Source organism: Bacillus sp. LK2 (genome assembly GCF_001043575.1).
Classification (GTDB): Bacteria; Bacillota; Bacilli; order Bacillales; family Bacillaceae_G; genus Bacillus_A; species Bacillus_A paramycoides.
Genome location: NZ_LDUK01000005.1, coordinates 88931 through 104114 on the forward strand (window position 1 = coordinate 88931; position 15184 = coordinate 104114).

16 protein-coding genes and 1 pseudogene are annotated in these 15184 nt (G+C 36.1%); 7 read left to right on the forward strand and 10 right to left on the reverse strand.

Going from position 1 to position 15184, the window contains the following annotated elements; genetic code table 11:
• Window positions 1-54 precede the first annotated feature (54 nt).
• Window positions 55-270, reverse strand: a pseudogene (locus VK90_RS28085) (lytic polysaccharide monooxygenase); the annotation flags it as partial.
• Window positions 264-767: a GNAT family N-acetyltransferase gene (locus VK90_RS05375; RefSeq protein ID WP_048371016.1), complete on the reverse strand. Its 504-nt coding sequence runs from the start codon at window positions 765-767 to the stop codon at window positions 264-266. The gene VK90_RS05375 and the pseudogene VK90_RS28085, both read right to left, overlap by 7 nt.
• Before the next feature lie 106 nt (window positions 768-873).
• Here VK90_RS05375 and VK90_RS05380 point away from each other — a divergent pair, with 106 nt between their 5' ends.
• The 3 genes from VK90_RS05380 to VK90_RS05390 all read left to right on the forward strand — a co-directional run bounded on the left by VK90_RS05380 (window position 874) and on the right by VK90_RS05390 (window position 2479).
• Window positions 874-1515 (forward strand): HD domain-containing protein, encoded by a 642-nt coding sequence (locus VK90_RS05380; protein WP_048371018.1) that lies wholly within the window; start codon window positions 874-876, stop codon window positions 1513-1515.
• Between the two features lie 97 nt (window positions 1516-1612).
• Window positions 1613-2137 carry a GNAT family N-acetyltransferase gene (locus VK90_RS05385; protein ID WP_048371253.1) on the forward strand — a complete coding sequence of 175 codons (525 nt, stop codon included), beginning with the start codon at window positions 1613-1615 and terminating at the stop codon, window positions 2135-2137.
• Between the two features lie 69 nt (window positions 2138-2206).
• Window positions 2207-2479 (forward strand): hypothetical protein, encoded by a 273-nt coding sequence (locus tag VK90_RS05390; protein WP_048371019.1) that lies wholly within the window; start codon window positions 2207-2209, stop codon window positions 2477-2479.
• A gap of 277 nt (window positions 2480-2756) precedes the next feature.
• On the opposite strand, the gene VK90_RS05395 is transcribed toward VK90_RS05390, so the two are convergent.
• From VK90_RS05395 to VK90_RS05420, 6 genes are all read right to left on the reverse strand, one after another.
• A complete protein-coding gene (locus VK90_RS05395) occupies window positions 2757-4247 on the reverse strand; it encodes an alanine/glycine:cation symporter family protein (protein WP_048371020.1) in 1491 nt (496 codons plus the stop codon).
• Between the two features lie 102 nt (window positions 4248-4349).
• Complete coding sequence (locus VK90_RS05400) at window positions 4350-5837, reverse strand: aldehyde dehydrogenase family protein (protein WP_048371024.1); 1488 nt, start codon at window positions 5835-5837, stop codon at window positions 4350-4352.
• 157 nt (window positions 5838-5994) lie between these two features.
• The gene (gene dapA / locus VK90_RS05405) at window positions 5995-6927 is read right to left on the reverse strand and encodes a 4-hydroxy-tetrahydrodipicolinate synthase (RefSeq protein ID WP_156185361.1); all 933 of its coding nucleotides are present in this window, start codon (window positions 6925-6927) and stop codon (window positions 5995-5997) included.
• A 1-nt stretch (window position 6928) separates the two neighbouring features.
• On the reverse strand, window positions 6929-7870 hold the full coding sequence (locus tag VK90_RS05410) for a proline racemase family protein (protein ID WP_048371030.1): 942 nt from the start codon (window positions 7868-7870) through the stop codon (window positions 6929-6931).
• Complete coding sequence (locus VK90_RS05415) at window positions 7867-8904, reverse strand: proline racemase family protein (RefSeq protein WP_048371032.1); 1038 nt, start codon at window positions 8902-8904, stop codon at window positions 7867-7869. The genes VK90_RS05410 and VK90_RS05415 overlap by 4 nt, the downstream gene beginning before the upstream one ends.
• Window positions 8901-10076, reverse strand: a complete 1176-nt coding sequence (locus VK90_RS05420; protein ID WP_048371035.1) for an NAD(P)/FAD-dependent oxidoreductase — start codon at window positions 10074-10076, stop codon at window positions 8901-8903. The genes VK90_RS05415 and VK90_RS05420 overlap by 4 nt, the downstream gene beginning before the upstream one ends.
• Window positions 10077-10258: 182 nt before the next feature.
• Between VK90_RS05420 and VK90_RS05425 the strand changes: the two genes are divergently transcribed.
• From VK90_RS05425 to VK90_RS05440, 4 genes are all read left to right on the forward strand, one after another.
• Window positions 10259-11920, forward strand: coding sequence for a sigma-54 interaction domain-containing protein (locus tag VK90_RS05425; protein ID WP_048371036.1), 1662 nt, complete (start codon window positions 10259-10261; stop codon window positions 11918-11920).
• Window positions 11921-11995: 75 nt separating this feature from the next.
• Window positions 11996-12268: a (2Fe-2S)-binding protein gene (locus VK90_RS05430; RefSeq protein WP_002172313.1), complete on the forward strand. Its 273-nt coding sequence runs from the start codon at window positions 11996-11998 to the stop codon at window positions 12266-12268.
• Window positions 12265-12597 (forward strand): (2Fe-2S)-binding protein, encoded by a 333-nt coding sequence (locus VK90_RS05435; RefSeq protein WP_025148574.1) that lies wholly within the window; start codon window positions 12265-12267, stop codon window positions 12595-12597. The genes VK90_RS05430 and VK90_RS05435 overlap by 4 nt, the downstream gene beginning before the upstream one ends.
• Entirely contained in the window at window positions 12594-13829 is a 1236-nt protein-coding gene (locus tag VK90_RS05440) for an NAD(P)/FAD-dependent oxidoreductase (RefSeq protein WP_048371037.1), read from the forward strand. Before VK90_RS05435 ends, VK90_RS05440 begins: the two co-directional genes overlap by 4 nt.
• A 108-nt stretch (window positions 13830-13937) precedes the next feature.
• Here the strand turns inward: VK90_RS05440 and VK90_RS30515 are convergent, their stop codons facing one another.
• Window positions 13938-14411, reverse strand: coding sequence for a hypothetical protein (locus VK90_RS30515; protein ID WP_048371039.1), 474 nt, complete (start codon window positions 14409-14411; stop codon window positions 13938-13940).
• Between the two features lie 39 nt (window positions 14412-14450).
• The gene (locus VK90_RS05450) at window positions 14451-14963 is read right to left on the reverse strand and encodes a DUF6609 family protein (RefSeq protein ID WP_048371041.1); all 513 of its coding nucleotides are present in this window, start codon (window positions 14961-14963) and stop codon (window positions 14451-14453) included.
• Between the last annotated feature and the right edge of the window lie 221 nt (window positions 14964-15184).

Sequence of the window (15184 nt, forward strand, 5' to 3'; positions counted from 1 at the left end):
TCTAAGATGATTTAGATGATCAAAGGCTACCTTTTCTTAAAATAATGTAGGAACTTACACTACATTGTTAAATGCTAAATTTGCAGCTAAACCATTATTTACAAGGTCCACGTCAATAACTTGATAAAATGCATTTCCTGTGTCTGCAATTTCCCAAACCGCTAAAATAAGATGATATCCACTTCGATCAGTAGGTACATTCGCCTCATGGGTTACTGTTGTTTTTGGTCTAACTCCACCATCATTTTTTACATAGAAAGGTACTAAATCATTTTATAATAAATTACCGTTGCATCTAACTCACCATTCGGAGAAATTGCATACCCTGGTATTTTACCGGATTCTTGATAGTCTAATGACTTGTACAATTTATTAGAAGGATCTCCTTCTCTAGTATCTAATACTAAAAGAGACCTGTTTTCTTGTTTTGCTCTCTCTTCTGCTTTTTGCATAAGTGAACGTCCAATACCGTTACGTCTAAAGTTTGGGTGAGTCATTAACTTGCAAATCTCGGCTCTATGGATCCCGTTAGGCTTTGTAACTAAGTGTAATTGAATACTACCTGCCACTTCATTGTTTACTTTAGCAACATACAATATCACTTCTGGTGCTAAAACCGTTTGCCAATAATTTGTTGCTTCTTTTTGTTCAAGTGTAGGTAAAAAACCAATTGATGCTCCATCATCTACTACCGTTTTCAAAAGTTTAGATAGTTCTTCAATACTATCTTCTATTATTTTAATTTCTTCAATTACTAAATTCTGCATTACTTTTCCCCCTTTTGTTTTTATTTTAACAATTTTTAAAGCAGGAATAATTAAATATTAAGATGAAATTATTTAAGATATGATTTTTTAGAGAAAGGATACCTATATGAAGTATATATTAGATAGGACATACGCAAGAGAATTACTCGAGTGGGCATATGAACAAAACCCAGGTCCTTGGTTCGAACATTCAATTCATGTTGCCCATGCAACTGAAAAAGTAATTGTAGAACTTATTGAAAATGGGTATGACCTAGATATTGACGTAGCATACAATGCTGCCCTCCTGCATGATATAGGAAGATACAAAGGTTTTACCAAATCTGTTATTCATTCCTATGATGGCTATATGTACATGAATGATTTAGGGTATACCGGAAACGCCATTATATGTGTGACGCATTCATTTCCTTGCAAAAATGAACATATAGATATCGCAGCGGAGTGGAGTCTTGTTCCCGATCATATGAAAATCCAGTTGGTTGACACACTGAATGAACATAGTGACTACGACTTATATAATAAAGTAATTACCCTCTGTGATGCTCTCGCTGACGCGGATGGCTTTACTACGCTTGAAAGAAGATTGGTTTCCGTTGGTTTACGTCATGGCACAACCTCTCATACCTCATTACATTGGAAAGGATTCTATGCAATTAAGAAAGAATTAGAATCTTTAATCGGTAAGAGCATATACACACTTCTCTCTGATGTAGAGAAATCAATTTATGAAGATATAGAATATTGAAATAAACACCATCACTTCAGCACAAGAGCGAAATTATTGAAGAAAGAGTTCTCCCATCAATCAAAGAAATAAAATAAAAAAGCAGTTTAAGGAGTTGATATATATTTTAGGAAGAAGTGGAGAACGTGAAATACAAATTAATACTTGGCAAGAAAGCAGCCTTAATCTCCTTTTTAAAATAAACGCCCCAGAAATGATGGAATATCTAGGAGGACCTGAAACGAAAGAACAAATTTTAAAACGACATAAACGTTATCTTAAACTTGGTGATAGCGGGCAAATGTTTAGTATTACTCAATCTCCCGATTTTGTGGAGGTTGGTTCTGTCGGGTATTGGAAAACTACTTGGAATGATGAAAGTGTATATGAAATTGGATGGAGCGTACTACCTCAATTTCAAGGAAAAGGAATAGCAACACTCGCAGTTAAACTAGCAATTGATGCAGCAATGAAAGAGAATAAATATAACTTTATACATGCTTTCCCTTCAATTCATAATCCTGCTTCAAATGCAGTTTGTCGTAAGCTTAACTTTACATTTATTTCTGATTGCGAATTTGAGTACCCACCAGGTAAATTAATGCATTGTAACAATTGGCGGTTAAAAATAAATACAGATTGAAAATGATAAAATTTATATGTATGATTCTAAAAAACTCTTTCAAAAGTGGAGGGATTGCTTATTAGTAAGATGGGATTTGACTTAATAAATCATAAAGGTAACTTTGATTTTGGGTATGAAAATATAGCGGATATATCTAGGAGATGTAAGTTTTCTAACTGTTCGCATACAAATGAACCACAATGCGCGGTTAAAAAAGCTATCTCTGATGGAATTCTTTCTGAAGAAATATTTAATAATTATTATAGAGATTTAAACGAAGCACAATATGTTTCTAAGCAAAGAAATAAAACAAAAGCTATTGACTATATGAAACAATTGAAACTCTTTCAAAAAAATTAGGCTAAAATAAAAAGCTCTCCTTACAAGTTTATTTTAAGGAGAGCTTTCTTGCGTTTAATGACTTGGATTTTTCAATTTCACCATGCACTCTTGCACTGAAATCAACGTTTAGTACTTTTCAAATCTCTAGAAATTGCAACTTAGACACAACAAGATTCTAAAATCCCTTTTTCTTTTATTAAGATCAATCCCCCCTTGTTAAAGACAAAACAAAGACCATATTTAACTTTTATAAAAGATTGAATTTTCAGTTTTTTAATTCCGGAAATTTGCATGTTTAAAACTTAACACCATCATCCACCGACACTTTTTCTTTAGAGTTTCTTCTTTCACCCTCTTTACTCCGCTCTTCCCAAATCGTTAGACCTTCAATCCCTACGTTTTTAGGATCAAAAACTGGATCTTTTCCTTCTTTTTTCTGCGTCTCATAATCTTTTAACACTTTTAATGCTGTTTTACTTAATAGTAGAATCGCGATTAGGTTTAACCATGCCATACTACCAATTCCTAAATCCCCGAGATTCCATAAAAGCGAGGCTGATTCTACACTACCGATGTAAACCATAATTAAAAATCCAATTTTTAATACTGGTTTTAACCAACTATATTTGAGCCCACGATCTAAATAAGTAAGCGTCGTTTCAGCGATATAGTAGTAAGCGAGTAACGTTGTAAATGCGAAGAAGAAGATTGCGATTGAAATAAATAATGGCCCAAACCCTGTCATAACTGTTTCAACTGCTTGTTGTGTATAAATTGGACCCGCTTCCACATTTCCTATATTCTGTACAATAGCACTTTTCCCTTCAGGTGTTACATTGTACTTACCTGTTATTAGTATCATAAGAGCTGTCGCTGTACATACGACAATTGTATCGATGTATACGGAAAATGCTTGAACTAACCCTTGTTTTGCAGGATGCGATACTTCAGCAGCGGCAGAACTATACGTCGCTTCTCCAACACCTGCTACATTTGAAAATACTGCGCGCTTTACGCCCCAGGCAATAGCTGCCCCAACAATTCCGCCAAACATTTCATTCACACCAAATGCACTTGAGAAAATAAGACCGAACATATTCGGGATTTCTGTTACATTCGCAATTAATATTATACATGTAACAATTACATAACCCACTGCCATAAATGGAACAAGCATTTGAGAAACGCCTGCAATTCTTTTTACTCCACCAAAAATGATTGCTGCTAATAATACGACTAAAAATATACCAGTTACATATTTGCTAATGCCAGAAGAGTTTTCAAATCCAACAGCGATACTACTAGATTGAATACCTGGTAATAAAACGCCATATGAAAGTGTTACAACGACTGCTACAATGACCGCAAACCATTTCATTTTTAAGCCTTTCTCAATGAAATATGGTGTACCGCCGCGATATTCATTCCCGACTTTACTTTTATATACTTGAGATAATGTTGATTCAACAAATGCACTAGCTGCTCCTAATAGAGCCATTACCCACATCCAAAATACAGCTCCAGGCCCGCCGAAAGCAATTGCTGTCGCTACCCCTGCAATATTCCCAATTCCAACCCTACCTGATAACGCCAAACAAAATGCTTGAAAAGATGAGATTCCCGTCTCTGAGCTTTTCCCTTCAAAAAGTAGTTTAATCATTTCTTTAAAATAACGAATTTGTAAAAAACGAGTAGCAATTGTAAAATACACTCCTGCTCCTAATGCGAAAACAACTAAACCAATACTCCATACTTGCCCTACTAACCATTCTACTAACTTCTCCATCCAAATCCCCCTTATAATTCTTTTGAAAAAGCAATTTTATATATAAGAAAACGGACAACCTTTATCATACCTTCCAGTTGCCCGCATCCTCTTTCTATTCCATTATTCCTTTATATTTACCCAAACACTCTTCACTTCTGTATAATTATCAAGCGCATATGAACCTAACTCACGTCCAATACCAGATTGCTTATATCCACCAAATGGTGCAGCAGCATTTTCTAAGTTATAATCATTAATCCACACTGTTCCTGCCTTTAATTTATTGGCAACTTGATGTCCTGTTTTAATATTTTGTGTCCATACCCCCGCTGCAAGTCCGTAAGATGAGCGATTCGCTCTTTCAATTACTTCTTCCGTCGAATCAAATGGGAGTACAACTACGACTGGTCCAAATATTTCTTCTTTGACGATTGTCATATCGTCTGTAACGTTCGTGAATACTGTTGGCTTGACGAAATAACCTTTTTCAAATGCACGTTCTCCACCAGCTGCAACAATAGCTCCTTCAGCTATTCCTTGTTCAATGTAATTTAGCACACGCTCTTGTTGCTTTTTAGATACGAGCGGCCCCATTTCAGTTTCCTGCTCCATACCTGCTCCAAGCTTTACGTCATTTGCCATTTTTACAAGTTCGTTTACTACTGTATCATAATGGTTCCGATGAACGAACACGCGAGATCCTGCGCTACAATTTTGACCATGATTATACATAATGCCTTGGAACGCACCGTTAATCGCTTCTTCTAAATCAGCATCTTCTAAAATGATATTTGGTGATTTCCCACCTAGTTCTAACGTCACATGTTTAATTGTTTCTGCAGATTGACGCATAATGTATTTTCCTGTAACTGTTGAACCTGTGAAAGCTACTTTATCAATATCATGATGATTTACAATTGCAGCTCCTGCTTCTTGACCGAAACCTGGTACAAAGTTTACAACACCGTTTGGAAAACCAGCTTCTTTAAAAAGCTTCGCTGTATATAGTAAAGATAAAGGTGTTTGCTCTGCCGGTTTTAATACAATCGTACAACCTGTCGCAAGTGCAGCTCCCATTTTCCAAGAAGACATAACGAGTGGAAAATTCCACGGAATAATTTGGCCTACAACGCCAACAGGTTCATGGCGTGTGTAATTTAAGTAATCTTTTGAAATCGGAATCGTTTGCCCGATAATTTTTGTAGCCCAACCCGCATAATAACGGTAATTTTCTACTGTCGCTGCAATGTCATCTTCAAGTGCAACTTGATAGGGTTTCCCATTATCCAATGCTTCTAGCTGTGCTAATTCTTCTTTATGCTCTTCAATTAAATCTGCTAGTTTATAAATAAGATGCGCTCTTTCAGCAGTAGTCATTTCTGTCCAAGGACCTGATTCAAATGCGGATCTTGCCGCTTTTACTGCGATATCAATATCTTCTTCTTGCGCTTCACACACGACCGCAAGAACATCCTCTGTCGCTGGATTGTAAGTTTCAAACGTCTTCCCACTAGTAGAAGGAACAAATTCGCCATTAATAAACATTTTAATTTCTTCATTTAAAAACGCTTTCACTTTTGGTTTCAGCTCAATGTTTGTCGTTAACATATATACTCTCCCCTTTATTTAAACAGCTGCATGGGCTGCAATTTCTGATAAAGTGAAACTTTAATTAGTGGGGGGGTTTTTCCCCACTGATTATTAGTTGAACCAATCGGACTTTTACGGGCAGTCCGACTCCCATCCCCACCTAACTTTCTTGCATCTACCGCATTTTGAGGTAGGAGTCATACTGCCCATTTATGCGGGATAAAATTGTTTGAAGTTTTTGATCTTCTTCTATAGTTAATCCTAGTCTCGGATAACGTGAAGGCCCCCCAGCTTGCCCATGTAATTCCATTGAACGTTTAACGATTTGTACATATTTCCCTGATCCTTCAAGAAATTCGCATAGGGGTAAAATAGCATCATTTATCTCCCACGCTTTTTCTAATTCACCATTTTGAAAATGCTCATACATTTTCGTAACGAGACCTGGAACGATATTTCCTGCTACTGAAACCCATCCCGTTGCACCAACTAAATAAGATTCCATAACTAAATCTTCCGATCCGCAGAAGACTTGAAAAGCACCTTCACTTTGTCTTACTAAATCTCTCGCTTTTCGAATATCTCCGCTAGATTCTTTAATATGTGTAACATTTTCACACTCTTTTCCGATTCGAAGCATAAGCTCTGTACTCATATCAACACCAGAAGTAAACGGATTATTGTATAACATAATTGGTATATTTACAGCGTTTGAGATTTCTTTAAAATGAAAATAGATTTCCTCTTCTTTCGGTTTACAATAGTAAGAGTTAATAATTAATGCACAATCCGCTCCGTGCACTTCTGCATATTTCGTATATTCAATCGTTTCTTTCGTCGTCTCGGCAGCAGTTCCAACAATTACTGGAATACGGCCATCAACTTCTTTCAATACTGTTTCTACCATCTTAAATCGCTCTTCTTTTGATAAACTAACAAATTCTCCTGTACTTCCATTAATAATAATTCCAGCTACTTTTTGCTCAATAAAGTAGTTTACGTTTTGTTTTACCCCATTCCAATTAATCTCTTGAAACTCATCCATCGGCGTTATTAATACTGGAAATGCCCCTTTAATTTTTTGCATCCTTATCTCTCCCTTTAACATTTTATTTTAATAAGAAACCTGTCGGAAATGGATCTGTAGGGTCTAATAGAAACGTCTGCATCCCTGTAATAAACCCTCTACTTTCAAAACGGAAAATGTATCCTGTTTCTTCCTTCTTCACTTTTTCCACTGTTATAAAGCTATTAAATATACTTTCGTTTTTAAAAGGTTTATCCGTTGTAAGATCATTTTTAAATAAAGCATTAACATAAGACACAATTGTAGAAACAAACCCCGGTGAACGCACAATAAAGTTATCCTCATGAAATGTAATCGTCTTTATATGGTTTTCTTCTTTTGACGAAGGGTCTACTAAAATAAGTCTTTTTATAATAGATTGTTTTTGAATAGCTTGAAGTGTAGCTTCTCCCCATTTTTTTAATTTAGAGATGTTTTCAATACAAATTTCTGGCGAATACGTATCCTTTTCTACAACTGCATATACTTTATCTGCTTGTATGAGAGAATAACGTATATTACCAATCTTCAAGTCTTTCTCAACCATATAACATAATTTGCTTTCAAGCGAAACAGATATAACTTCATCATGCTCTACATAAGCGTTGACTGAAAATACGCCGGATAACGTTTCAATTTTGTATTGATTAGACTCTCTCTTTTTTAAATATCCGCTTTCTAGTAACATCGTTATTACCGCAACAATGCCGCCGTAATGGAGAGGAATGGATCCTTCATGATTAAAAAACAATACTGCTGCATCAACTTCCTTATGAATTGAAGGAACGACAATACATCCATTTAACCCGATAAAACCACGTGGTTCATTTAATAAAAGCTGCATTTCTTCTGCTAATTCCCCTGAAAATTGTTCATTTAAATGTTCTAAACTGTAGTAGTATTTGCATGGTACGTCTTTTATTACACGAAATGCTTCGCCAGCTACGTGCACATCTACTGCTGTATACATTTTTTGAATGTTCATTTTACATCCTCCGTTTCATGTTCCATCGGCGGAATTAGCAAAAAGCCTTCTTTAAGTGGATCTTTCTCATTGTAAAAAAATCTATGCATTCCCATAAGCCAAGCTGAACCGGTAATCTTCGTTACTACAGCTTCAATATTTTCTACATATGTCGTATTTATGACACACCCTTTAAATAGAGAGCCCACAATACTCTCATGAACGAATTCTTCATTGATGTCGATTTTTTTATGAGCGTATAATACAGCTAACTTCGCTGATGTTCCTGTACCACATGGAGATCGATCAATTCCTCCTGGTGGAACTACAACTGTATTTTTCACATGCGCACTTTCATGAGTAGGATCTGTATAAAATTCAACATGTGTTAATCCTCTTATAAACGAATATTGCGGATGAATGATTTCAAACTTCTCATTAATTGTATTTCTAATATGAATCGCCTTATCAATAATTGTAGAAGCGTTTTCCGGCACTAACTCTAAACCTACTGACTTCGCATCGATAATGGCATAGAAATTCCCTCCATACGCAATATCAGCCTCTACAGTTCCAATTCCATCGACGTGTACAGAAATATTTTTCAGTAAAAAAGCTGGTATGTTACAGAAGGAGACTTCTTTCGCTTTACCATTTTGAACAGTAATATCTACTTCAACTAAGCCAGCTGGTGTATCTAGCTTTAAAGAAGTAACTGGTTCAACTATGGGAATTAAACCTGATTCAACTAAAGCTGTACATACACCAATTGTATCGTGACCACACATCGGTAAATATCCACCTGTCTCTATGTATATAACGCCTATATCAGCTTCCGGATGACACGGATCTGTTAAAAGTGCCCCTGACATTACATCATGACCACGTGGTTCATTCATTAACAATTTTCGAATCCAGTCATACTCCTTTTTCATATGTAACATCTTCTCTGCCATCGTCTCTCCAATTAACTTAGGAAGTCCGCTAATTAATGTCCTCGTTGGATTCCCGCCCGTATGTGTATCAATTGTCGTAAAGACTCTTTGTGACCTCATCCGTTTAACACCCTTTCTGTAAAACGACTCAAACGAAGTGGTTCAATAGGAATGATTGTTTCTTTTTCATTTAATAACTCTTCAATCACTTTCCCAGTAACTGCTGCAAGACTAATTCCATCACCTTCATGTCCTGCTGCAATAAAATAATTCGGAATATGTTCCACTCGTGAAATTATCGGCAAATGATCTTCTGTCCACGGGCGTAATCCAGCATATGAACGAATTACCATCATATCCGCCATTTTCGGATAAAAACGAATTGCTCTATTCGCAATACATTTAATTACCTCGTTATTAATTCTCGTATGAAACCCTACAAATTCTCTACTACTACCAATTAAAAAATTTTGGCTTTCTGTTGGCTCAAACACAAGAGCTACCCCGTATTTTTCAGTTAAAGCATCCACTTTTCGTTTTCCACCAAATTTAGAAATTAAATAACCAAATTCCATTACTTTACGAGAACCTACGTGCTGTTGTCTTGAAGCTACAATAATATGTCCCTTTCTCGGTTCAATTGGGATATTCACATCTAACATCTGTCCGATTTTAGGAGCCCAAACACCGGCTGCGTTCACAACTTGCTTCGCGGTAAACGTCCCATTTGTAGTTTCTACAATAAAGGATCCGTCTATATCCCTTTTCATTTCCTTTACTTCTGTATGATTAAAAGCTTTCGTACCAAATTTTTTCGACTCTGCAAGAAGTGAAAAAGCAAGAAGGTATGGATTTACAGTTGAATCAGTTGCGCATTCTAAACCACCCAATAAATCATCTGCAAAAAATGGTGATTCCTCTCTTATATCTTGCCTATCAAGCATTCGAAACGGTAAACCAGCTTCTTTTTGACGATTCACCCATTGCTGTGCTGCCTCCATCTCTTCGTCTGATTCACAAACGAGAATGCTTCCTGGTGCCCTATATTCAAATGAGTGCTCCAACTCTTCACTTAATTCAGTTACTAATTTTTGACTTACTAACGACATTTGACTATCAAACCCTGGATCTTTATCAATCGCTAAAATGTTCCCGTCACACCGTGAAGACGTCCCACTGACAAATTCCCCTTTTTCAATGATTGTTACGTCTCTTCCATATTTTGATGTGTAATAAGCGATAGAACATCCTATAATACCACCGCCTATTATTAAAACGTCACAGTGTCTCACATAGCACCCCTCCTTTCTCCTAAATCTCTCACTTTCTATTTATGCAATTGATGTGCCAACTCTACATACAGAAATATTTATATGAAATAATTTTTATTTGTAAAAATATTTTAAATTTATCGTAAATAGGTGTATTATTTTTTTATCACTGTCTAAATTTTTATACATAACAGGAGGGCACTATGGCATTTTCATTTCCAACAATAAAAGAGTTTATAAAAATTTTGTCAATTGATCGTACAAGTATCGTTAAGCACATGAAACAGGAAGGTGAAAAATTTTATTACATCCCTTCATCTAGTGAAGAATGGAGGTGTGCAGTTATATATGAAGAGGACTCTTTCCCTGCTTTAATCGAAGCGTTTTCTAGCTATTCAGCAGTTGTTATTATGAACGAAAATCAAGAGCCTATATGCTGTATAACTGCTCAGCGAATGATTCCTTTTCTTTATAAGTACTACAATGAACTACAAGCTTTTTATAACACTGTTATTCAAACGTCGGATTCTTCTGTTACAGTCATCGACGATAAAGAATGCGTTCGTACTTGGACAGATGGTGCTGAGAAAATCTTTTCAGTCAACCAGAATGAAATTATCGGACAACCCATCACTCGTTTTTTTGATTATAAAGATTTAGAAATTTTGCATTCATTACATGACGGAAAAAGTATAATCGCCCAGTTCCATCAGCCTCGTCCTGATTTGTTCGTATTAATTAATTCAAACCCTGTTTATTGTAACGATGAAATTATCGGAGCAGTCGTTTCTGAAACAGATGTTACAAATCAAGTTGTATTGAATGAAAAATTATTTAATATGTCGCATGAAATGCACCGTTTAGAACAAGAAGTTGCAAAATATAAAGATACATCTGACCCTTTCCATGCGATGAATGGAAAAAGCCCTGTCATACAAAGAACGATTCAATTAGCTAGAAAGGTTTGTTCTGTGAAATCTACAGTTTTAATACTTGGCGAAAGTGGTGTTGGAAAAGAAGTATTTGCGAAGGCAATACATGAGGCGAGCGAAACAGCAAATGCCCCTTTCATTTCGATTAACTGCGGTGCAATTCCAGAAGCATTATTTGAAAGTGAATTATTCGGTTACGAACGAGGAGCGTTTTCTGGTGCGAATAGTAAAGGTAAGAAAGGTAAAATAGAGCTTGCACAAGGCGGTACTTTATTCCTCGATGAAATAGGCGAAATGCCGCTCGATATGCAAGTGAAACTTTTACGTGTACTGCAAGAACGAAAGTATTACCGAGTTGGTGGAGAAAAAGAAATAAATATAGATTTCCGCATCATCGCTGCTACAAATCGTGATTTACAAGAAGAAATGAGAAAAGGAACTTTCCGAGAAGACTTATATTATCGCTTAAATGTAGTTAGCTTGCATATTCCACCGCTACGCGAAAGACGAGAAGATATTATCGAATTAACGTACTCCTTCTTAAACGATTTTTCAATAAACTATAACAGACCAGTTCGCGACTTACCTTCAAGCATTATGCATGAGTTGCTTCATTACAATTGGCCAGGGAATATCCGCGAGCTCCGCAACGTAGTTGAAAGACTCGTCGTATTTGCGTCAGACGGCATTATAAAACAAGAATATTTACCGTTTCATACAAATGATACTTTAGAGAACCAAACGTCTCATTCCCCATTACACAGCAACAATAACACGATTCTTTCATTACAAGAAGAGATGGATGAGCACGAGAAAAAGGTAATTGAAAGAGCTTTACGCATTTTAGATGGTAATAAATTAGAATGTGCGAAACAACTTGGGGTAACGAGGGCCACATTATATAACCGTTTAAAAAGACTTGGGTTACAATAATCACCCACTCCTCCTCTATATTGGCATAGTTTTTGCATCATAATTAGTGAAAACCGAACTAGAGGAGGAATACATATGACGAATAAAGAGAACTTAATTGTTTGTCGTTGTGAAGAAGTTACATACGGACAACTACAATCGACAATTGCTGAATATAAATGCTCGGCAAGAGAATTAAAACTACGAACACGTGCTGGCATGGGATTTTGTGGTGGCCGCACATGTAGAATGATGATAGATCGAATGATTGAAAGTACAAACCCTGACATAACTCCTAATGAAATTCCATTAAAATATCAGCCACCAATACGTGCAGTTACTTTCGGAGCGGTAGGTGAAAATCAATGAGTAGAATTACACATCACCCTATTTTAGGTAGTTTAAATAATAGTCAGCGCATCACTTTTCAATTTAACGGTCAACAATACGAAGCATATGAACATGAAACGATAGCGGCTGCTTTACTAGCAAACGGAATACGAACGTTAAGAGTCCATGAAGATAGTGGAACGCCGCGAGGTATTTATTGTAATATCGGGCATTGTTCTGAATGCCGAGTGACGGTAAACAATCAAACGAACGTACGAGCGTGCTTAACTGTTGTAGAAAACGATATGGTTGTTGAAAGCGGAAAACAGCATCCAAATATCGTAAGAGAGATGGTGAAAAAGCGATGAGCGATGTAATTATTATTGGCGCAGGGCCGGCGGGATTATCAGCTTCCATCTCTTGTGCACGTTTTGGACTTAACGTACTTGTTATTGATGAATTTATGAAACCTGGCGGACGATTATTAGGACAGTTACACCAAGAGCCTACTGGAGATTGGTGGAACGGAATAGAAGAATCGAAACGTCTTCATGAAGAAGCAAAATCACTTTCAGTCGAAATTCGATGTGGTGTTTCCGTCTATAATTTAGATAAAGATGAAAGTTGTTGGTTCGTACATACAAATATCGGTACGTTAGAAGCGCCGTTTGTACTTATTGCTACTGGGGCTGCGGAGTATTCTATTCCCCTACCTGGCTGGACACTTCCAGGGGTTATGTCAATTGGAGCGGCTCAAGTTATGACAAATGTCCACCGAGTTCAAGTTGGTAAAAAAGGAATAATTATCGGTGCTAACATTTTGTCATTCGCCATTTTAAACGAATTGCAACTAGCTGGAATTACAGTGGATCACATTGTACTTCCAGAAAAAAGCGAGTTAAGCCAAAAAGCTGGTGAACCAGAGGAAGTTTTGAACTCCCTTTTAAATGCAGCTCACCTCGCTCCGTCCGCTTTCTTACGCATAGGTAGCCGTTTTATGAAATATGATTGGATTCGAAAAGCTGGATTAACCTTCTATCCAAATAACGGGATGAAAATAAACGGAACACCACTTCATCTCCGAAAAGCTGCACTTGAAATTATCGGTACAGATCAAGTTGAAGGTGTACGTGTTGCTAACATTGACTCTAAAGGGAATATTATTAACGGATCAGAAAAGATATATGAGGCAGACTTCGTTTGTATTGCTGGAGGTTTATATCCGCTTGCCGAGCTTGCTGCTGTAGCGGGATGCCCTTTCCATTACATTCCGGAATTAGGCGGACATGTTCCACTTCATTCAGAAGAAATGGAAACCCCCCTTCCAGGTTTATTTGTAGCTGGAAATATTACCGGAATTGAAAGCGGAAAAATCGCGATGGCGCAAGGAAATGTCGCCGGATATTCAATTGTAAAACAAGCTAGTAGAAATTCCAATTCGGTTGAGCAACACTTACAACAAGCAATTCAAAACGTCCACACTGTACGTCAACAAGCTACAATTCAGTTTAATCCAATGGTTGATGTTGGTAGACGAAAGATGAATGAGATTTGGCGTGATTTTCAATCATTTGAAGAAAAGCAACAAATGGAAGCGTGAAAAACTAGTTTATAAAAAAAGCGGTGGATTCATTTCCACCGCTTTTTTTATAATTTTTAGTACTACACCTAGTATTTCTGTTACGTCAATTACAGGAACCAAAAGTAATTATCTATTTTTCATTCCGACTAAAACTTTCGATATCGCCATCCATAAATTCACAAACATTAAAACTCCGCAAATATTAGCGACAACTACATACAGTCCTATAAATTGGTTTTCAAAGCGGAATAATGGAGTGTAATAAATGGCCATTATTAAGGCTATAACCATGGAAAACAGAAGCAGTTTTTTCCTAGTTATCATATAAATACAATACAAAAACGTATAATAAGCCCAGAATTGCGCAGCATACCATGCATGAGATAGTCGAATACCTGTTTTCGTATGCAAAGTTGTTAAAACCAGTATGCATATTACAAGTACTGCAATTAATGGCGCGATTCTAACAAATTGCAAAAGATTTATTATAAAGCGTTTTTTTGTACTGAGATGATTTACTTCATACTTAAACACCTGTTTCGTTATGTAATGAACAAAAAATATTAATCCTACACTAATAACTAACATAAAAAATATCATTACTATGCCTTCTTTTCTAAAATTTTTATCAACTATATTTTAAAAATCAATAGGACTTAACCTAATAAAAATTACACCAAATAAAATTTTTATTAAACCATCTACTACAAAAAAGACATCTAGATTTACGTTAGTAATGATTAATCCTATGGATGCATTGATTATTAAAATAACAGACAGCAAAAACATAATCTTCCCATGTACTGGAATAAACGGTATAAAGTGAATACCTACTGCTAAAAGAATTAATAGCCAACAACTTCTATAATCATCACCACCAAAATGAAAAGCGAGAAAAACTAAAATAGCCAATATAATTATTGAAAAATTAGCCCACTTTTTTTGTTCCGGTGTTCCAGAACTAACCGCTAATCTCCTCCTAGTTTTAGGGCTCAATTGCCATATCATTCCTAATATATAAACAATAATAAAAGGCCACACATTTGGATATCCGTTATGTTTTATTAAAAGTAAGAACATTGCTGCTCCAGCAATTATTAGCCAAATTCCATTAATCTTTTGCCTAGGATATTTATAAGTTTGTGTTTCCATGTTCCGCTCTCCCTATCTGAATATTTCTAATATCCACAATTGATACATTCCCTTTTCAAGAACCTCTATAAGGAAATTCAGCTAAATTCACACCATCATTCTTCTACCTCGCTTTGAATAACAAAATATATGATTTCTAAAACATCATAACAAAAATAGTTGTAACTCTTTTGTCACAATTCGTCGAATAGATAAATAAAAGTCGTTTTATGTCATAAAAA